The 18,311-nt window shown below is 72.8% G+C and carries 16 protein-coding genes and 2 tRNA genes; 8 read left to right on the top strand and 10 right to left on the bottom strand.

Annotated features, from left to right (window positions below):
- Positions 1–530 precede the first annotated feature (530 nt).
- Positions 531–602: transfer RNA gene (locus B9B60_RS10515), tRNA-Arg, on the bottom strand.
- Between the two features lie 60 nt (positions 603–662).
- Between B9B60_RS10515 and B9B60_RS10510 the strand changes: the two genes are divergently transcribed.
- The 3 genes from B9B60_RS10510 to B9B60_RS17195 are packed head-to-tail and all read left to right on the top strand — an operon-like array spanning position 663 to position 5,720.
- Positions 663–1,901 (top strand): MFS transporter, encoded by a 1,239-nt coding sequence (locus B9B60_RS10510; RefSeq protein WP_234993841.1) that lies wholly within the window; start codon positions 663–665, stop codon positions 1,899–1,901.
- Between the two features lie 10 nt (positions 1,902–1,911).
- Positions 1,912–5,553, top strand: coding sequence for a DUF4011 domain-containing protein (locus B9B60_RS10505; protein WP_143445540.1), 3,642 nt, complete (start codon positions 1,912–1,914; stop codon positions 5,551–5,553).
- On the top strand, positions 5,550–5,720 hold the full coding sequence (locus B9B60_RS17195; protein ID WP_159451192.1) for a hypothetical protein: 171 nt from the start codon (positions 5,550–5,552) through the stop codon (positions 5,718–5,720). The genes B9B60_RS10505 and B9B60_RS17195 overlap by 4 nt, the downstream gene beginning before the upstream one ends.
- Before the next feature lie 31 nt (positions 5,721–5,751).
- Here B9B60_RS17195 and mscL read toward each other — a convergent pair whose 3' ends face one another.
- From mscL to B9B60_RS10485, 4 genes are all read right to left on the bottom strand, one after another.
- Positions 5,752–6,114 (bottom strand): large conductance mechanosensitive channel protein MscL, encoded by a 363-nt coding sequence (gene mscL, locus B9B60_RS10500; protein ID WP_084451364.1) that lies wholly within the window; start codon positions 6,112–6,114, stop codon positions 5,752–5,754.
- 110 nt (positions 6,115–6,224) lie between these two features.
- Positions 6,225–6,659, bottom strand: a complete 435-nt coding sequence (locus tag B9B60_RS10495; RefSeq protein WP_084451363.1) for a hypothetical protein — start codon at positions 6,657–6,659, stop codon at positions 6,225–6,227.
- A gap of 41 nt (positions 6,660–6,700) precedes the next feature.
- Positions 6,701–7,015 (bottom strand): FmdB family zinc ribbon protein, encoded by a 315-nt coding sequence (locus tag B9B60_RS10490; RefSeq protein ID WP_084451362.1) that lies wholly within the window; start codon positions 7,013–7,015, stop codon positions 6,701–6,703.
- An 11-nt stretch (positions 7,016–7,026) separates the two neighbouring features.
- Positions 7,027–8,547, bottom strand: coding sequence for a potassium/proton antiporter (locus B9B60_RS10485; protein ID WP_084451557.1), 1,521 nt, complete (start codon positions 8,545–8,547; stop codon positions 7,027–7,029).
- Between the two features lie 49 nt (positions 8,548–8,596).
- Between B9B60_RS10485 and B9B60_RS10480 the strand changes: the two genes are divergently transcribed.
- Positions 8,597–11,173, top strand: coding sequence for a penicillin acylase family protein (locus tag B9B60_RS10480; RefSeq protein ID WP_084451361.1), 2,577 nt, complete (start codon positions 8,597–8,599; stop codon positions 11,171–11,173).
- On the opposite strand, the gene B9B60_RS10475 is transcribed toward B9B60_RS10480, so the two are convergent.
- Positions 11,139–11,714 (bottom strand): 5-formyltetrahydrofolate cyclo-ligase, encoded by a 576-nt coding sequence (locus B9B60_RS10475; protein ID WP_084451360.1) that lies wholly within the window; start codon positions 11,712–11,714, stop codon positions 11,139–11,141. The two genes, B9B60_RS10480 and B9B60_RS10475, sit on opposite strands and share 35 nt — an antisense overlap.
- A 23-nt stretch (positions 11,715–11,737) precedes the next feature.
- On the opposite strand from B9B60_RS10475, the gene B9B60_RS10470 reads away from it, so the two are divergent.
- Genes B9B60_RS10470 through B9B60_RS10460 form a run of 3 tightly spaced genes read left to right on the top strand, consistent with a single transcriptional unit; the run spans position 11,738 to position 14,672 of the window.
- Entirely contained in the window at positions 11,738–13,135 is a 1,398-nt protein-coding gene (locus B9B60_RS10470; RefSeq protein ID WP_084451359.1) for a UTP--glucose-1-phosphate uridylyltransferase, read from the top strand.
- Positions 13,132–13,785, top strand: a complete 654-nt coding sequence (locus tag B9B60_RS10465; protein WP_084451358.1) for a GNAT family N-acetyltransferase — start codon at positions 13,132–13,134, stop codon at positions 13,783–13,785. The genes B9B60_RS10470 and B9B60_RS10465 overlap by 4 nt, the downstream gene beginning before the upstream one ends.
- A gap of 41 nt (positions 13,786–13,826) precedes the next feature.
- Positions 13,827–14,672, top strand: a complete 846-nt coding sequence (locus tag B9B60_RS10460; RefSeq protein ID WP_084451357.1) for a hypothetical protein — start codon at positions 13,827–13,829, stop codon at positions 14,670–14,672.
- A gap of 14 nt (positions 14,673–14,686) precedes the next feature.
- On the opposite strand, the gene B9B60_RS10455 is transcribed toward B9B60_RS10460, so the two are convergent.
- Complete coding sequence (locus B9B60_RS10455; protein ID WP_084451356.1) at positions 14,687–15,949, bottom strand: AI-2E family transporter; 1,263 nt, start codon at positions 15,947–15,949, stop codon at positions 14,687–14,689.
- A gap of 89 nt (positions 15,950–16,038) precedes the next feature.
- On the opposite strand from B9B60_RS10455, the gene B9B60_RS10450 reads away from it, so the two are divergent.
- Positions 16,039–16,114, top strand: a tRNA-Ala gene (locus B9B60_RS10450).
- A 58-nt stretch (positions 16,115–16,172) separates the two neighbouring features.
- Here the strand turns inward: B9B60_RS10450 and B9B60_RS10445 are convergent.
- The 3 genes from B9B60_RS10445 to B9B60_RS10435 are packed head-to-tail and all read right to left on the bottom strand — an operon-like array spanning position 16,173 to position 18,256.
- Positions 16,173–17,255, bottom strand: a complete 1,083-nt coding sequence (locus tag B9B60_RS10445; RefSeq protein ID WP_084451555.1) for a tyrosine-type recombinase/integrase — start codon at positions 17,253–17,255, stop codon at positions 16,173–16,175.
- Complete coding sequence (locus B9B60_RS10440; protein ID WP_084451355.1) at positions 17,252–17,461, bottom strand: helix-turn-helix transcriptional regulator; 210 nt, start codon at positions 17,459–17,461, stop codon at positions 17,252–17,254. Before B9B60_RS10440 ends, B9B60_RS10445 begins: the two co-directional genes overlap by 4 nt.
- A gap of 15 nt (positions 17,462–17,476) precedes the next feature.
- Positions 17,477–18,256, bottom strand: coding sequence for a replication initiator (locus B9B60_RS10435; protein ID WP_327078586.1), 780 nt, complete (start codon positions 18,254–18,256; stop codon positions 17,477–17,479).
- Positions 18,257–18,311: the final 55 nt, after the last annotated feature.

The raw sequence follows: 18,311 nt of genomic DNA, 5'->3' as shown, positions 1-18,311 counted from the left end.
GGCATCCAGGTTTCTGTCGACACTGATCCGCGTTTCGCGTAGATGGCGGTGAGGCCGGTGCGGTCGGATGGACGTGAGCGAGCCGAAGAGCAAAGCCTCGAACCGGTACGTCGGGATCCCACGTCGGATAGCGGATCTCTTGGCGGACCGCGTCGACGGCAAGTCCAGCCGCGACTTGGTGTTCCCGTCGCCCGAGGGGACGTACATGCGGAGTCGGAACTGGCGGCGCCGGTCAGGGTTTGATGCGGCTCGCGGGCAGCTCGGTCTGGACCATGTGACCCCGCATGACCTCAGGAGGACCTTCGGTAGCCTCGCGCGGATGGCCGGAGCAGACCTTTGATTCATCCAGAAGGCAATGGGGCACGGTTCCATCGCCACCACGGCGCGGATCTACGCCCACCTCTACGACGGCGAACTAGACGCCGTGCGCGTGCACTAGACGGGCTGGGCGGAGCACTTCCGGGGGATGACCCGGCCACGAAGCCGGCTTCGAGAGGTCAGCCAGCCTGAAGATCCCCGATAAATGGCGGCGCCCCCGGCAAGATTCGAACTTGCGACACCTTCTTTAGGAGAGAAGTGCTCTTCCCCTGAGCTACGGAGGCCCGGCGCGGTGCGGTGAGGCGACCACGCCACGGGACAGGGTACGCGTCATACTCCCTTCGGTGAGCATCCCGGCCCTGCAGCGGCGCACCGTCGCCACCCTCGCCGGGTCGCAGGTCCTCGGGGGCGTGGGGGTGAGCGCCGGGGCCGCGGTCGGGGCCCTGCTCGCGGCCGACGTGTCGGGCAGCGAGACCTGGGCCGGCCTCGGCGGCACCGCCCAGACCCTGGGCGGCGCGCTCGCTGCCCTCGTCGTGGCGCGGGTCATGGCGGCGAAGGGGAGGCGCCCCGGCCTGACCACGGGGTACCTCATGGCGATCTTCGGCGGGCTACTCATCGTGGCCGCCTCGGTGGTGGGCTCCTTCGCGGTGCTGCTCGTCGGGTTCCTCCTCTTCGGCGGGGCGACGGCGGCGAACTCGCAGGCGAGGTTCGCCGCGACGGACCTGGCCGACGACGCGCACCGTGGCCGCCACCTGTCGGTCGTCGTCTGGGCGACGACGATCGGGGCGGTGGCCGGCCCCAACCTCACCGGTCCGGGGCAGTGGGTCGCCCGCCAGCTACACCTGCCGGCGCTCGTCGGGCCCTACGTCCTCTCGCTCGTGGGTATCGCCCTGGCCGCCCTCGTCCTCACGGCCGCGCTGCGGCCGGACCCGCTCCTGACCGCCCGCAGCCTGCAGGTCGACCACGACGAGCCGGACCCGACGGCCGGGCTCGAAGGGGAGGCGACCCGCGGCTGGGCGGTGATCCGCACCCGACCCGACGCCCTCATGGGCGTGGTCGCCATGGCGCTCGGTCACGTCGTCATGGTGTCGGTGATGATCATGACCCCGCTGCACATGCGGCACGGCCACGCCGGCCTCGAGATCATCGGTCTGGTCATCTCCCTCCACGTCGTCGGGATGTACGCCTTCTCACCACTCACCGGTTGGGCCGTCGACCGCTGGGGCTCCCGGGCGGTCATCGCGGTCGGTGCGGGGGTGCTGCTCACCGCGAGCCTGCTCGCCGCGTCGACCGCGAGCGGGCACTCCCTTCGCCTGACGGCGGCGCTGGTGCTGCTCGGCATGGGCTGGTCCTGCACCCTCATCGCCGGCTCGACCCTGCTGACGGCCGCCGTGCCACTGCGTCAGCGGCCTGCGGCCCAGGGACTGTCGGACGTCGCGATGGGCCTCGCCGGTGGTGGCGGGGGAGCCCTGGCGGGCGTCGTCGTCGGCTGGTGGGGCTACCCGGCGCTCGGGCTGCTCGCCGGCGGCGCGGCGCTGCTGCTCGGGCTGTTGGTCCCGCTGGGGCGCCGCTCCGGTTGTTAGCGTTGGCGTCGTGACTCCTGTGCCGACGACCCCTGCCCAGGCGCCGGCCGACGTCTCCTCCCTGCGCCGCGAGCTGATGGAGCTCGGCGGCCCCAACACTCTCATCTGGCCGACCCGCGATCCCCACGTCGTCGACCTGACCAACGCCCACCCCGGTGGCGTGGCGATGCTCCTCTCCGGCCGCGACGCCCGCCTGTCCGACCTCGTCCGTGAGCCCGGGGCCCTGCTGCGGGCACAGCGCCGGGCGGCCAGCCTCACCGAGCACGTCGAGCGGATCGCCGAGGAGCACGGCGTGCACACCTGCTTCCTCGCCATGGGCGCCGCCTCGTGGCACGTGCCCGGCGAGGAGGAGCGCCCGCTCGCCCCGGTCGTGCTCCGCCGAGCCGCCCTGCGGCGGCTGCGGCCCGGGCCCGACTTCGCCCTCGACCTGGCCCCCCGGGTCGAGATCAACCCCGCGCTCCTGACCTACCTGCGTCGGGCGTTGAGGCGCGACATCGACGGCGAGGCCCTCGCCGACCTCGGCCGCGGCGACGGTCGCGGCTTCAACCCCACGCCCGTGCTCGACGCCCTGCGCGAGCAGTGCGCCGACCTGCCCGAGCTCACCATCTCCTCGCGGATCGTCCTGGCGGCCTTCCCCTACGGCAAGGCCGAGGCGCTCGCCGACCTCTCCCGGCTCACCGAGTCGGGTGCGCTCGAGCAGGGCCCGGCGGCGGCGCTGCTGGCGGGCGAGGCACTCCCTTCGCCCGAGGCCGAGGCGCCGAGCGTTGCCGACTCCGCCGTCCTCGACGTCACGGCCGACCAGCAGGCGGTGCTCGACCGCGTCGCCGACGGTCAGGACCTCTACGTCGACGCGCCGCCCGGAACCGGTGTCGCCCGGCTCGTCGCCTCGGTCATCGCGCAGGCCGCCGGTGAGCGCCGCTCCGTCCTGCTCCTCACCGAAAAGGCCTCTGCCATCGAGGCCGTCGCCGGCGAGCTGCGCCCAGCCGGCCTGGCGGACCTGCTCGTCCACGTCACCGACCCCGCCGCCGAGATCGACCCCGCGATCGTCACCGAGCGCTGGCCCCGCGGGCTGCCGGACTCAGACCGTTCCTTCAGCCAGCCGGGCCGGCGCGCGGCGTCGGCCGCCCGCATCCTCGACGGCCACACCCACGCCATGCACCAGCCGCGTGAGCCCTGGGGCGTGTCCATCGCCGACGCCCAGGACGCGATCGTCGGTCTGTCGACGTGCCGACCGGCGCCCCGCTCCCGTGTCCGGATCACCGGCCGCACGCTCGCCGCCCTCGATGCCGAAGGGAGGGACGCTCTCGCCGCGCAGCTCACCGGTGTCGCGACCCGCAAGGCCTGGCGCCCCGAGCGCAGCGACGAGCCCTGGCAGGGCGCCCGGCTGACCTCCACGGCCGACGTCGACGAGGTGCTCGCGGCGCTGGAGCGGTTGCGCGGCAAGGACGGCAGCCTCGCGTCGCTGCGCACGACGGTGCGCGACGTCTTCGCCGACATCGCCGAGCCGCGGTCCGGGCGCCCGGCCGACCTCGGTCGGTTCCTCGCCGGCATCGAGGAGATCCGCGACACCCTCGAGGTCTTCCGGCCGGAGGTCTTCGACACCCCGCTCGACCACCTGCTCGCGGCCACCGCGCCCAAGGGCACGCCCGACCTCGAGGCGCTCGGCGCCATCGAGCGGCGGCGCCTGCGTGGTCAGGCCCGCCGACTGCTGCGCCCGGGTCGCCCGCCCGAGGACCTCCACGCCGCGCTGCGGCTGGCCGCCGAGCAGCGTCGCTCCTGGTCGCGCCTCACCGGTGGCGGCGGACGCCCCCGCATCCCGGCCGACATGGACCGCGCGCACACCGCCTACGAGCGCGTCTACGCCGACCTGACCCATGTGGGGTCCGTGCTCGCCGACACCGACGCGGGCGGCGACCTGCTCGACACCCCGTGGGAGGAGCTGACCGCCCGCCTCGACGCTCTCGCCAAGGACACGACGGGCGTGCGTGCCGTGCCCGAGGTCATCGAGGATCTCGACGACCTGCGGGCCCGTGGTCTCGGCGACCTGCTCGACGACCTCGCTGCCCGCCGGGTCGCGCCCGACGCTGTCGCCGACGAGGTCCGCTTCGTCTGGTGGACCTCGGTCCTCGCCGAGGCCGGCCGCGACGAGCGGTACTCGGCGATCACCGGGGAGAGCCTCGACGAGGCACTGCGCACCTTCGTCGAGGCCGACCGGGCGAGCCTGGGCGCCAACGTCGCTCGCATCGCTACCCGGCAGCGGGAGCGCTTCCACGTCGAGGGTCGGCGCTTCCGCTCCGCCGCGCGTGAGGTCGCCGCCGCCCACGAGGGGATCGTGGCGCGACCGCCGTGGACCCGGGCCTTCGACTCGTGGGGCGGGCTGCTGCGCGCCGCGGCTCCCGCCTGGGCGATGTCCCCCTTCGTCATCGGGCAGGTGCTGCCGGGAGACGAGCGCTTCGATCTGGTCGTCGTCGACGACGCCTCGCGCACCTCGCTCGCCCGCACCCTCTCCGGGATCGCCCGCGGCGGCCAGCTGCTCGTCATCGGCGACCGCGGCCAGCTGCCGCCCGCGACCTGGTCCGCGGACGCCGGCGTGTCCGCACCTGCAGCACCGAAGCGCTCGCTCGCCGACGTCGCCGCAGACGTGCTCCCGACCGCCGCGCTGCGGGACAGCGCCTACCCCCGCCCGCGGGTCGCCAACCTGCTCGTCGACGGCTCGTCCGCCGGCGAGCTCGTCCACCCGCCGCCGCCCCTCGCCCGCGAAGACGTCCACCTCGTGCGCGTCGAGGGCCTGGGCATCCTCGACGAGCGCACCGGGCTCGTCGAGAGCTCGACCGTCGAGGTCGAGGCGGTGCTCGAGAGGCTGCGCCGCCAGCTGAGCGGGCACCCGGGGCGTTCCGTGGGCATCGTGACCTTCGGTCGGGCGCACACCGAGCGGATCGCCGATGCCGTGGCCGAGCTCGCCCAGGGTGACCCGGCCATCGCGCGGGCGATCGCCGAGCTGCCCGAGCCCCTGCTCATCAAGCCCGCCGACCGCTGGCAGCGCGAGCAGCGCGACGCGGTCATCGTCTCGGTCGGGTTCGGCCGCACGCCGCAGGGCCGGGTCGTGCGACGTCTCGGTGCGCTGAGCGGCGACACCGGGGGCGAGCTCGTCCTGCTCGCGGCCACGCGCGCCCGTCGCAGCGTGACCTGGGTGACGACCTTCGAGGCCGACGACCTCACCGGCGAGCACGGCGACCGGCCGGGGCATCGCGCGCTGCGCACCCTGCTGGCCGGTCTGGCCGACCGGACCCCGCAGGAGGAACCCGAGCCTCCCGCGCTCAGCCCGCTGCTCGACGGCTTCGTCCAGAGGCTGCGCGAGGGCGGCCTGTCGGTGCGCACCGGCGTCGGCATGGGCGAGCACCGTATCGACATCGCCGTCGCCGACCCCCGCGACACCGAGCGCATGCTCCTGGCCGTCGACGTCGACGGGCCCGGCTACGCCGGCCTGGCGTCGACCCGGCAGCGCGACCGGATCCTCGTCGAGCGACTCACCGACCTCGGGTGGCACCACCTGCGGCTGTGGGCCGTGGACATCTTCGCCGACCCGGCACGTCAGGAGGCCCAGGTCGCCCGAGCGGTGCGCGAAGCCATCGGAGATCAGGAGCAGTCATGAGTGAGACGCCCGAGGGGCAGGCACCCGAGGAGCAGCCGCGGACGCCTCGGCCGCGCACCCGCCCGGAGCAGACCCGCGACGACACCGACCGCGGCTGGGGCGAGCGCCCCGACGAGGACGAGCACGACCGCTGGCTGCGCGAGCAACGCCCGCCTCACTGGGAGTGAGGCGGGCGTTGGGTCGTGCTCGTGGCGTGACTCAGGCGCGGCCGGCGCGCAGGGAGTCGCGGATCTCGCGGAGGAGCTCGACGGACTCGTCGGTGGTCTCCTCCTCGGCGGCGACGAAGCGCGCACGCATCGCGGTGTACGGCTTCACGACGAAGAAGTACACGACGAAGGCGAGGATGAGGAAGGCGATGACGGCGGTGATGAAGGCACCGACCGGCAGGTCGCCCGGCTTGAAGCTGGTGAAGTCGGGGTTGGCGCCGACGACCTTGGCGATGGCCGACAGCAGCAGCTCGGTGAACGTCGCGACGACGGTGCCGAACGAGGTCGCCATGATCAGACCGACGGCGATCTCGACGAGATTGCCGCGCATGAGGAAGTCCTTGAAGCCCTTCACGAGGGTCTCCCTTCAACTGGGTAACAGGGGTCGCGACCGAGGCCGCTCGTCTTTCAGTGTGGACCATGGGGAGGCCGTTTGCGCGGCCATGCGCCACCCGTCGTGTCGCATCAGCCGTGGCGGACGAGCACGAAGCCGCCCTGGGTCGGCCCGTCGACCCCCATCTGGCGCAGGATCGCGCCGATGTCGTTGTCGCGCAGCGTGATCCGAGCCACGCTGCGCCCGGACGCGTCCTCGTCGCCCCCGCGGAAGCGGGCCGAGGCGACGACGGGCTCTGCACGGCCGGGGAGGTAGACGCCGACCCGGTCGCCGGGGGAGAGGTGGTCTGCGGGCATCGCCAGCGGCAGGGAGAGCTCGGGGCCGGTGGGTGTCGAGGAACTCGGGGCGAGGCTCTCGGCCGGCGCGAGCGCGCCGAGCGCCAGGTGCAGTGCGAGCAGGATCGACAGCGCGGCAAGGGCCCGGCGGGCGAGCGAGAGGCGCCACGCGGCACGTCGGGAGGGCCCGAAGAGCGAGGGCAGGTGCTGGGCGAGAGCGGATGCGGCCATGGCCCGACGCTAGGGGCGCGGCGGGCCGGTCGGGGCAGGCGTCAGCTGGCGGTGGACGACGCGGTCGCAGCGCTCGAGCTTGTGGACGAGCTGGAGCTCGACGCGCTCGAGGAGCTGCTCGACGACCCCGACGCGCTCGAGGAGGACGAGTCGCTCGAGCTCGAGGAGGACGAGTCGTTGGAGCGCGAGTCGTTGCGGTAGAACCCGCCGCCCTTGAAGACGACGCCCACGGCGTTGAACTGCTTGCGCAGGGTGCCGTCGCACTGCGGGCACACCGTCAGCGCGTCGTCGCTGAAGGACTGGACGATGTCGAAGGCGTGGCCGCAGTCGGCGCAGGCGTAGGCATAGGTAGGCATATCGGCTCATATCATACGTCGGTCCGCCACCCGGCCAGTCGACCTGCCCGCGACACGGCACGGAAGCGGGCCTCGGTCGCCTCGCGAAGCGCCCCGGGGGTGACGACGAGGAGCCGGTCGCCGGTCAACAGCCGGGTGTGGGCGTCGGGGACGAAGGTCGCCTCGTCACGGACGACGAGCGAGACATTGGCCCCGCGCGGCAGCCGCAGCTCGTAGACCTCGACACCGGCCAGGCGGGAGCCGGGCACGACCGCGACCTCGAGCATCTCGGCGCCGAGCTGCTCGAGCGGGACCGACTCGACGACCACCCCGGTCGCCAGCGCCGGCTCGGTGACCCGCAGCCGGCGGGCCACCCACGGCAGCAGGGGCGCCTGCACGAGCGTGAAGATCACGACGAGCATGAAGACCAGGTCGAAGACCCACTCGACGCCGGGCACGGAGGTGGTCACCGGCACCGTGGCGAGGACGACGGGCACGGCCCCGCGCAGACCGGCCCACGAGAGGAAGGCCTGCTCGCGCCACGGGACGCCGAAGGGGGTGAGCGAGACGAGCACCGACAGCGGCCGGGCCACGAGCAGCAGGACGAGCCCCACGACGATCGCGCGGGGGATCTCCTCGACGATCCCGGAGGGGCGGGCGAGCATGCCGAGCATGACGAAGAGGCCGATCTGGGCGAGCCAGCCGAGCGCCTCGGCGAAGCCGGTGACCGACTGACGGTGCGACAGGTGCATGTTGCCCAGGACGAGCGCAGCGAGGTAGCAGGCGATGAAGCCCGAGGTGTGCACCGTCGCGGCCGCCGCGTAGGCGAGCACCCCGATGGACATCACCCCGAGGGAGAAGAGCCCGGACGTGCCCTGGGCCAGCCGCTGCATGAGCTTGCCGCCGAGCCACCCGATCGCCAGACCGATGAGCGCCCCGCCGGTGAGCTCGGCGATGGCGAGCAGGCCGATGGCCCACCACGGCTCGGCGTCGGCGGGGTGGGCGATCTGCAGCGAGAGGGCGGTGACGAGCATGACGACCGGGGCGTCGTTGAAGCCGGACTCGGCCTCGAGCATCCCGGACAGCCGCCGCGGCAGCGGCACCACCCGCAGCACGGAGAAGACGGCGGCCGCGTCGGTTGAGGCGAGGATCGCGCCGATGAGCAGGCTGATCCGCCAGTCGGTGTCCAGGATCTGGTGCAGCGCGACGGCGACCACGGCGACGGACACGAGCACGCCGACGGTGGAGAGGGCGAGCGCCGGGGCGACCGACGCGCGGATCGAGGACCACCTCGTCGTGAGGCCACCCTCGACGAGGATGAGCACGAGCGCGCAGTAGCCGAGCACCTGCGCCATCTGCTCGGAGTCGAAGGGGATGCCCAGCCCCTCCCGCCCCAGCGCCAGACCGATGGCCAGGTAGAGCAGGAGCGTCGGCAGGCCCGAGTGGGTGGCCAGCCGCACGGCGGCGACGGCGACGACGAGCACGAGCGACCCGGCAAGCAGGACGAGCGAGAGCTGCGACAGGTCGAAGCCCGCGGCCGCAGGATCGCCCATCGTCACCTGAAGACCTCCTCCGCCCGTCGTCTGCGCATAGTCTCGCAGGGTGAGCCTCGTGCGTAAGGTCCGCCGCACCCTCGTCGTCGTGCTGGCGCTCGTGCTCGTCACCGCGGTGGTCCTCGCCGGCGTCGTCATCGGTCAGGGCCGCCGACCCCTGCCGCAGACGAGCGGGACGATCGAGCTGGCCGGGCTCGACGGCAAGGTCGAGGTGCTGCGCGACGCGCAGGGCGTGCCCCACGTCTACGCCGACACGACCGGCGACCTCATGCGGGCGCAGGGCTACGTGCAAGCTCAGGACCGGTTCTTCGAGATGGACCTGCGGCGGCACATCACCGCCGGTCGCCTCGCCGAGCTCGTCGGCGAGCCCGGTGTCGAGACCGACAAGGTCGTGCGCACGATGGGCTGGCGACGCGTCGCCGAGGCGGAGCTGCCGACGCTCGACCCGCGGACCCGGCAGGCCCTCTCGGCCTACACCGCCGGGGTCAACGCGTGGATCGACGAGCACGGCTCCACGGCGTCGATGGCCCTGGAGTACACCGTCCTCGACCTCACCCTCCCGGAGTACCAGGTCGAGCACTGGACCTCGGTCGACTCGCTCGCCTGGCTCAAGGCGATGGCCTGGGACCTGCGCGGCAACTACGACGGCGAGCTGACCCGCGCGCTGCTCCAGGGCCGGGTCAGCGACGCGATGATCGAGGACCTCTACCCGGCCTACCCGACCCGTGAGCACGCCCCGATCCTGTCCGGCCGCGACTGGCGGCCGTCGACGCAGGAGCGTCCCGCCTTCACGACGAAGGGGGAGGGCGTCCCCCTTCGTACCTCGCAGGCCCGCACTGCGATGACCGAGACGGTCGCCGCGATCGACGCCGTCCCACCGCTCCTCGGGCACGGCGAGGGCGTCGGGTCCAATGCCTGGGCGGTGAGCGCGGAGCGTTCGACCACCGGCGAGCCGCTGCTCGCCAACGACCCGCACCTCGGGGTGACGCAGCCGGGCATCTGGTACCAGATGGGGCTGCACTGCCGCGAGGTCAGCGACGCCTGCCCCTTCGACGTCTCGGGCTACACCTTCGCCGGGGTGCCGGGCGTGGTCATCGGGCACAACCGCGACATCGCCTGGGGCCTCACCAACCTCGGGCCGGACGTCACCGACTTCTACCTCGAGCAGATCACCGACGACCGCTACCTGCGCAAGGGGCGTCTCGTGCCGCTCGACACCCGCGTCGAGCGGATCCGGGTCGCCGGTGGCAAGACACAGCGGATCACCGTGCGCTCGACCGGCCACGGGCCGATCCTCTCCGACGTCGTCCCCACGGTCGCCGAGGCGGGGGAGGAGGTCGAGGTCGAGGGCCGGAGCACGCAGAGCTACGCCGTCTCGCTCGCCTGGACCGCGCTCGAGCCGGGGCGCACCGCCGACGCGATCTTCGGCCTCAACACCGCGAGCAACTTCGACGAGTTCCGCGCTGCGGCACAGGACTTCGCCGTCCCCAGCCAGAACCTCGTCTACGCCGACACCGCCGGTCACATCGGCTACCAGGCGCCCGGCCGGGTGCCGGTCCGCCAGGGCATCGGCGACCACCCGCCGGGCTGGCTGCCGGCGCCGGGCTGGGACGAGACCTACGACTGGACGGGCTACGTGCCCTTCGAGGACCTGCCGTGGGCGCTCGACCCGAAGGAGGGTCTGGTCGTCACGGCCAACCAGCAGGTCACGGCGAGCACCACCCCCTTCCTCACGACGGAGTGGGACCACGGCTACCGGTCGCAACGCATCCACGACCTGCTGCTCAGCGAGGAGCGGGTGAGCCCGGACAAGATGGCGCGGGTGCAGCTCGACACCCACCACGGGCTGGCGCTGGTGCTCGTCGACCGGCTGCTCGAGATCGACCTCGACGACGACTTCACCGAGGACGCGCGGGACCTGCTGCGCGACTGGGACGACAGCCAGCCGTCCGGTGGGGGCTCGCACGCCGCGGCCGCCATGTACTTCAACGCCGTGTGGCAGCAGCTCGTGCGGCTGACCTTCGACGACGACCTGCCCGCCGAGCTGCCGGCGAGCGGGGAGTCGGCCTACTGGACCGCGATCGAGCAGCTGCTCGACAAGCCGCGCAGCGGCTGGTGGGACGACCGGACGACGCCCGGCGTGCTCGAGGGCCGCGACGAGATCCTGCGGCGCGCCCTCGTCGACGCCCGACTCGAGCTGACCCGCGAGCTCGGCAAGGACCCGACGACGTGGCGGTGGGACCAGCTGCACCGGGTGACCTTCCGCCACCAGGTGCTCGGCGGCGACGACGTGCCCGGGCCGGTGCGCCGCCTCGTCAACGGCGGGTCGCACCCGGTCGCCGGCGGCACCTCGACGGTCAACGCGATGGCCTGGGCCGCGCCCGAGGGATTCGGCGTGACCAATGCGCCGTCGATGCGCATGGTCGTCGACCTCGGCGACCTCGACGCCTCCCGGTGGGTCAACCAGACCGGGGCCTCGGGGCACCCCTTCAGCGACCACTACGACGACCAGACGCAGGCCTGGCTCGCGGGCGAGACCTATCCCTGGCCGAGCACCCGTCGCGCCGTCGAGGAGTCGACCGAGGAGACCCTCACGCTCGTGCCCGGCTCCACCCGTCCGCAGTGAGCACGAGCGCCACCGGCACGTCGTGGGGGTCGGCGGGCAGCGGCTCGTCGGTGACCTCACCGGGGTGGAGCAGGACGACGAAGGGGGTGCCCTCCGCGAGCATCGGCAGCACCCGGTCGTAGCAGCCGCCGCCCTGCCCGAGCCGCGTGCCGGCCGTGTCGACGGCCAGCGCCGGGGTGAGGACGAGGTCGGCGCGCGTGGGGGAATCGATGCCCAGCGGGGTGCGGTCGGGGTCGGCGAGGTCGCACCACTCCAGCCGCATGTCGGGCAGGGTGATCGGCACGAGCACGCGGTGGCCGGCCGCCTGCAGGGCGGTGTTGACCCCGGCGGTCGGCGGCTCGTGGGGCAGCGACTCGTAGGACAGGACGGTCGTGGGGGCGGCGCCCGGGGTGGCTCCGGGCCAGCCCGCCGGCGGGTGGTCGAGGAGGTGCTCCGCCAGCGCCGCCCCGTCTGCCGTGAGGTCTCGAGCGGCCGCCAGCTCCCGCCGCCGGGCCCGCAGGAGGCGACGGATCTCTCCCTTCGTCCTCCGGGCGGGCGCCATGAGCGCATCGTAGGCTGACCGGCATGGGAGCAGCAGGGCGAGACGAGGCCGTCGCCAGGATGACCGCGCGCGGGGTCGACCGGCGGGCCGTGGCGGTCTTCGAGGACTACTGGCAGCAGCTCGCCGACGGCGCCCAGGGCACGATCCCCGAGGAGAGCATCGAGCCGCTCGTCGACCCGCCCGAGCTCGCCGCCATCGAGGTGAGCGACGACGAGCGCCGGGCCGCGATGGCCAAGGTCGCGGTCATCAAGCTCAACGGCGGTCTCGGCACGAGCATGGGCATGTCCGGGCCCAAGTCGGCCGTCGTCGCGCGTGACGGACTGACCTTCCTCGACATCATCGCCCGCCAGCTCATCGCCCTCGAGGAGCGCTACGGCACCCGCCCGCCGCTCGTGCTGATGAACTCCTTCCGCACCCGCGAGGAGTCGCTCGAGATCCTCGAGCGCTACCCGCAGCTGGCGCGCCAGGACCTGCCGCTCGACTTCGTGCAGAGCATGGAGCCCAAGCTCGACGCCGCGACCCTCGCGCCGGTGACCTGGCCCGACGACCCCACCCTCGAGTGGTGCCCGCCCGGCCACGGCGACGTCTACGTCTCGCTCGCCGCCTCCGGCCTGCTCGACCAGATGCGCGCTGCCGGCATCCGCTACGCCTTCATCTCCAACTCCGACAACCTCGGCGCGACCTGCGACCCCGACATCGCGGCCTGGCTGCTCGCCGAGGGCATCCCCTTCGCGGCCGAGGTCGCCGAGCGAACGGCCAACGACCGCAAGGGTGGTCACGTCGCCGTGCGCCGCAGCGACGGACGGATCGTCCTGCGCGAGTCGGCCATGGTCGTCGACGGCGAGGAGGATCTCTTCCAGGACACCTCGCGCCACGGCTGGTTCAACACCAACAACCTGTGGGTCGGCCTCGACGAGCTCGACGCCCTGCTGCGGGAGCGCGACGGCGTCCTCGGCCTGCCGATCATCATCAACCGCAAGACCGTCGACCCCACGCGCGCCGACTCCACCCCGATCATCCAGATCGAGTCGGCGATGGGCACGGCCGTCGAGGCCTTCGAGGGCAGCGTCGCGCTGCGCGTGCCGCGCTCGCGCTTCCGTCCGGTCAAGACGACCAACGAGCTGCTCCTCGTGCGCAGCGACGTCTTCGAGCTCGACGAGGCCTGGCGGGTCGTCTCGCGGATCGAGCGCAAGGACCCGCGGGTCAGCCTCGACGGCAGCTACAAGTTCCTCGCCGACTTCGACGCCCGCTTCCCCGCCGGGGCTCCTTCGCTGCGCGAGTGCACGAGCTTCGCCGTCGAGGGCGATGTGACCTTCGGTGCCGACGTCGTGGCCGTGGGAGATGTCGAGGTCGTCGCGAGCGAGCCGACGACGGTGGCGGACGGGACCCGGCTCGAGGGCCGGGTCACGTTGCCGCAGTGAGGCGCTCGCGCGAGGTCGTCCTTACCGGGACCACTCCTGCGGGCGAGGAGATCTCCCTTCGTCCCGTGCGAAGGGGGGACCGCGCCGAGTTCGTCGCGCTGCGGGAGCGCAATGCCGACTGGCTGCGTCCGTGGGACCCCACGGTGCCGCCCGGCGGGCCGGCGCGACGCGACATCGCGGCCGACTTCGGGGGCTATGTGCGGGCGCTGCGGCGCGAGGCCCGCGTCGGCGGCGGGCTGAGCCTGGTGGTCGTCGTCGCCGGGCGACTCGTCGGGATGGTCGCGGCCAGCAGCATCGTCGAAGGCGCGCTGCGTTCGGCGAGCATCGGCTACTGGGTCGGTCAGGAGGTCGCCGGCCGGGGCATCGCCCCGACGGCGGTCGCCACGATCGCCGACCACCTCATGGACCCGCGCGGCCGCAACCTGCACCGGGTGCAGCTGGAGATCCGCCCGGACAACCCCGCGAGCCTGGCCGTCGCGGCGAAGCTGGGGCTGCGCGAGGAGGGCCTGCGGCGTGCCTACCTGCACATCGACGGGGACTGGCGCGACCACCGCAGCTTCGCCGTCGTGCGCGAGGAGCTCGGTCCCGGAGGGCTCACGGCGCGCGTGTCACACCCACAACATCCGTCACGTGCGCGACACACCGAGTAGCCTGCGCCACGCGCGGTGCTCGTCCTCATAGCGTTGTCCTCGTGCAGCCGAGCAGCCTCATCTTCGTCCTCGTCGTGGCGATCTGGGCTGTCTATCTCCTCCAGTACTGGATCAAGCGCCGCGACCACCTCTCCACCGTGCGGTCCGTCGACCGGTTTTCCGCTGCCATGCGGGTCCTCGACGACCACCGACTGCGTCGTGAGTCGGCCGAGCCGACGCCGCGCTCCTACTCCGTCGCTCCGGTGCGTGCCGCGCGACCCGAGGTGACCGTCAAGCACGCCGAGGCTCCGCAGCGTGCCGAGGCGCCGCAGCGCGGCCGCCTCGCCGAGCCGGCCGTCGGTGCCCCCCGTCGCGTGCGCGGTCTGGTGCTGCTCACGATGGCCGTGCTGCTGCCCGTCGTCGCCCTCGTCGCGGCCTTCGGCCCGCTGCCCTGGTGGGTCGGGCTCGCCTGGCTCGTCGGGACCGTCGCGGCCTTCGGCTGGCTGCGTCAGGCCGTGCAGGTCGAGCGTCGGGCCCGTGCCGCCGAGCGTGCCGCGGCTCGTCGCGAGCGGGCCGCCGCACGCCCGAACGCGCCGAGCGCCCCCCGGGCCAGCGCTGCTCCGGCCGCCGCGCCCCGCGCGCCCGAGCGCATCTACGACGTCGCTGCCGCCGCCCCGGCCGCCGAGCCCGAGACCGAGGTCGCGACCCCGGTCGCCGAGGCCGAGCCGGGCACTTGGCAGCCCACCCCCGTACCGCGCCCCGTCTACACGATGAAGGCCGCGGCCCACCGGCCCGAGCCGGCTCCCGCGCCGACCGCCGCTCCGGTTGCATCAGCAGCCGCCGACGACGTGCCGCAGGTCATCGACGTCGAGGACGACGAGCTGCCGGCCATCGCCGGCTGGGGCTGAGCCCCCTTCGTCCATCAGGACTCGAGGCGGCTGCGCTCGTCGTCCTCCGCGACGTCCTCACGGATCTCCTCGCCCTGCTCCCGTGACTCGACGAGGTCGGCGGGGTCGTCGACGTCTTCGGGCTCGGGGTCGAGGAGGTTGTGGCCCACGGCGTTGAGCACGGCGACCGTCGGGACCGCGACGAGGGCCCCGATGACGCCGCCGACGATGATGCCCGTGGCGATGCCGAGGATCACCGCGAGCGGGTGAACCCGCACGGCCCGGCCGAGGAGCAGCGGCTGCAGCACGTGCGACTCGAGCTGCTGCACCGCGATGACGACGCCGAGCATGATCAGGGCAGTGACTGGTCCCTTGGCGACGAAGGCCAGCGCGACCGCGATGAAGCCGGAGACGAGCGCTCCGACGATCGGGACGAAGGACCCGATGAAGACGAGCAGCGCGATGCCGGAGGCGAAGGGGACGCCGAGGACGAAGGCGCCCAGGCCGATGCCGAGCGCGTCGACCCCGGCGACGAGGATCGTCGCGCGGGTGAAGGCCTTGAGCTGGTTCCAGGCGATGGCGCCGGAGGAGAGGACCTTGGCGCGGGCGCCGCGCGGGAAGAGGCGAACGATCCACGCCCAGATGCCGGGCCCGTCGTAGAGGAAGAAGAAGAGCGAGAACATCGCCAGGAAGAAGCTGGTGAGCAGGTGGCCGACGGTCAGGCCGGCCTGGGTCGCGCGGGCCGAGAGGTCCTCGCCCTGGGCGACCTTGGCCCACTGCTCGGTGAGCCACGTCGTGATCTGGCCCTCGGTGAGACCGAAGGTGGAGACGATCCACTCGCGCGACTCCTCGATGCCCTGGGTCACCTGGCCGACGATGTCGTCGAGCTGGTCGGCGAACTGGTTGCCGACGAAGCTGAAGAGCGCGACGAGGACGGCGAGGGTGCCGAGCACCGTGACGCCGGCGGCCAGCCCGCGGGGCAGGACCACGCGCAGCCGCTGGTAGAGCGGCTCGAGGAGGGCCGCGAGGAGCAGCGCGATGATCACCGGGAAGACGACCTCGGACAGTTTCGAGATGATCCAGAGCAGCGCGAGGATCCCGACGCCGATGACCAGGCTGCGCCAGACCCACTCCGAGGCCGCCCGGAAGGTCGGCGGGACCGTCGCTGGGGCCGACGGCGTCGGGGGCGTGGTCTGGATGACGATCTGGCGCTCAGGCGCTGGGGCCGCAGGCAGCTGGGGCAGGCGGCGGGGGATGCGGGGCAGCCGCACTCCCTTCGGGCGGCGCTCGTCGCTCATGCGGCTCCTCACAGGTCCATGGTCTGCCGACTCTAGTCGCCCGGATTGCGAGTCCCGGCCACGCCGGTGTTATGGTTGCCGTCGTTCTCGGGGCTGTGGCGCAGTTGGTAGCGCGTCTCGTTCGCAATGAGAAGGTCAGGGGTTCGAATCCCCTCAGCTCCACCACCGGGACACCCCGGCCGACCAGCGAAAACGCTGGAAACTCGGCCGGGGTTTCGCTTTGTCATTCCGACCCCGCCTCGCGATGTGTCCCCCCGGTGCCCCCCGGCGCGGCATTGAGCCGGTCCAGACCCGCCCGGTCAGCGCCCGTGCCGAGGAAGTGCAGGTACCTGTTCGTCGTCGCGATGGACTCGTGACCCATCCACGCCTGCACCGTCCCGGGATCGACCCCACGACTCAGCCAGAGGCACGCCGCGGTGTGCCGCAGGTCGTGGATCCGGCGGCCGCGACCTGTCGTCGGCCAGTGGACCGAGCGGAGCACGGCAGAGCGGTGCAGCTGCGCCCCTCGCTCGGTCGTGAAGAGCAGATCCCCTTGGGCCTTGCCCTCCGACAACCGCAGCACGATCGGCAGCACCCGGTTGGCCAAGGGCACTCGACGTGACCGCCGCCCCTTGGTGGCCTTCACCGCCTGACCCTCAGGCTGCGAGCGTCGGACGAGCAGACCGGGAGTCGGGACCTGCATGACGTCCTCGACCCGCATCGCCCGAGCCTCCGCCCACCGCAAGCCCGTCCACGCCAGCACCAGCAGCAGGTCCGCGAGATGCGGCGAGGCCGTGGCCCAGGCGGCGTGGACCTCCTCGAGGACCTCCTCGGTGAAGGGGTCCATCTCCTCGACCTCGCCGGACTGCTTGGGCACGGTCACGCCGATGACCGGGTTGGCCAGGACGATCTTCTCGCGCACGCACCAAGCGAAGAAGGAGGAGAGGCTGGCTCGGAAGCGTCGGACCGAGCTCTCGGCGAGACCGTCAGAGAGGAGGCTCTCGAAGGAGCGGGCGACCTCCCGACCCGAGACCGCTGACACGTGGAGCGCCAGCATGCTGGTCGGCATCAGCCGCAGCAGGTCCTGGTCTGCCCTGTAGGTCTTCGCGGCCACCGTCGTGCGCCGGACCTCGAGCCACTGCACCACGAGGACCCGGACCCGCTGCCGCCCCGCCCGTGGGTCGACCCCGCCGGACAGGGCCGCACGTTCGCGCGCCAGCCACGCCTTGGCCTCCCGCTGGGTGTCGAAGACACGGCTGGCGACGTTGACCCGTCCGCTCTTCAACTTCGCCCGGAAGCGCCCGTTCGGGGTCTTCTGGATGCTCACGCCGCCGCCTTCCTCAGCCACGCGTCGACGTCCTCACGGCGGTACCGCGGGATGAAGGGTGACAGCCACGTCACGCGCGGCCCCTCCCCGGAGTGCCGCCAACGGCACAGCGTCGACGGCGAGACCTGCACCGCTCGCGCCACGTCCTTGGTGGTCAGCAGCCGAGGCAGCTCGGCCTCGTCCGGTGTCGGTGTGCTCTGGTCCATGTCTTTCCCCTGTCTCTAGTGTCCACGTCGGGTGGTGCGTCGTTGGGCTTTCCACAGGTCGTATTCGCGGGAGCGGGCGGCGACTGCGAGGGCGAGTGCTTCTTCGGTGTCGTCGCGCCAGCCGGTGCCGGTGTAGGTCCAGGACCCGATGACTTGGGTGGTTTCGTCGGCGTCGTCGGCCAGGAGGCGGGCTTCGAGGTCGCGGGTGTCGATGGGGGTGCCGGTGCGTCGGGATTGGGCGGCGAGTTCTTGCCAGCGTGATCGGGCGCGGCGTAGTGCTCCGAGGGTGATGGAGTAGCGGCGGGACTTGGTGCCGAAGTGTCCGCGGAAGCCGAGGCAGCGCACCCATTTGTGCATGCGCCGGTAGTCGTGGTCGGGGGCGTGGAAGGCTGCGGCGCGCTGGGCCATCTGACGGCACTGGTGTTGCAGCGCGATGATGTGGGGCCGGTTTTGCCCGTGGCCGTGCAGGCTGCTGGAGTCCTTGGTGGAGTACTTGGCGAGGTATCCGGCGACTTGGTCGGGGGTCAGTGGGCCGGTGGGGTCGTCGGTGCGGGTCCCGGCGCGCACGGTGCGCACGTCGACCTGGGCGCCGAACGCGAGGACGCGGGGGGTGTCGTCGTGGTCGACGGGTTCGGCCAGGACGGTCACGGTCGGGACGACGTCGCGGACAAGGTCGGCGAGGTCGTGGCCGGTGAGGGTGGCCGGGGCGGGGGAGCCGGTGCCGGCGGTGGCGGGCCCATCGAGTCGGATGAGGGGGGGCCTGACCCCGGTTCTTGGACACGCAGAATCCAGCACCTGGTGCTGGGGAAGCGAGATGATTCGAGAATCATGGCCAGGAAGAACTACTCCG

This window comes from Janibacter indicus (assembly GCF_900176385.1).
Classification (GTDB): Bacteria; Actinomycetota; Actinomycetes; order Actinomycetales; family Dermatophilaceae; genus Janibacter; species Janibacter indicus.
The sequence above is the reverse complement of the archived record's forward strand: the minus strand, read 5'-3'. Positions and strand labels throughout refer to the sequence as shown.

Coding starts and splice junctions, on each gene's coding strand:
- B9B60_RS17195 (WP_159451192.1), top strand. CDS start 5,550: ATGAGTGAGACGCCCGAGGGGCAGGCACCCGAGGAGCAGCCGCGGACG.
- B9B60_RS10495 (WP_084451363.1), bottom strand. CDS start 6,659: ATGGCCGCATCCGCTCTCGCCCAGCACCTGCCCTCGCTCTTCGGGCCC.
- B9B60_RS10490 (WP_084451362.1), bottom strand. CDS start 7,015: ATGCCTACCTATGCCTACGCCTGCGCCGACTGCGGCCACGCCTTCGAC.
- B9B60_RS10485 (WP_084451557.1), bottom strand. CDS start 8,547: ATGGGCGATCCTGCGGCCGCGGGCTTCGACCTGTCGCAGCTCTCGCTC.
- B9B60_RS10475 (WP_084451360.1), bottom strand. CDS start 11,714: ATGGCGCCCGCCCGGAGGACGAAGGGAGAGATCCGTCGCCTCCTGCGG.
- B9B60_RS10470 (WP_084451359.1), top strand. CDS start 11,738: ATGGGAGCAGCAGGGCGAGACGAGGCCGTCGCCAGGATGACCGCGCGC.
- B9B60_RS10455 (WP_084451356.1), bottom strand. CDS start 15,949: ATGAGCGACGAGCGCCGCCCGAAGGGAGTGCGGCTGCCCCGCATCCCC.
- B9B60_RS10440 (WP_084451355.1), bottom strand. CDS start 17,461: ATGGACCAGAGCACACCGACACCGGACGAGGCCGAGCTGCCTCGGCTG.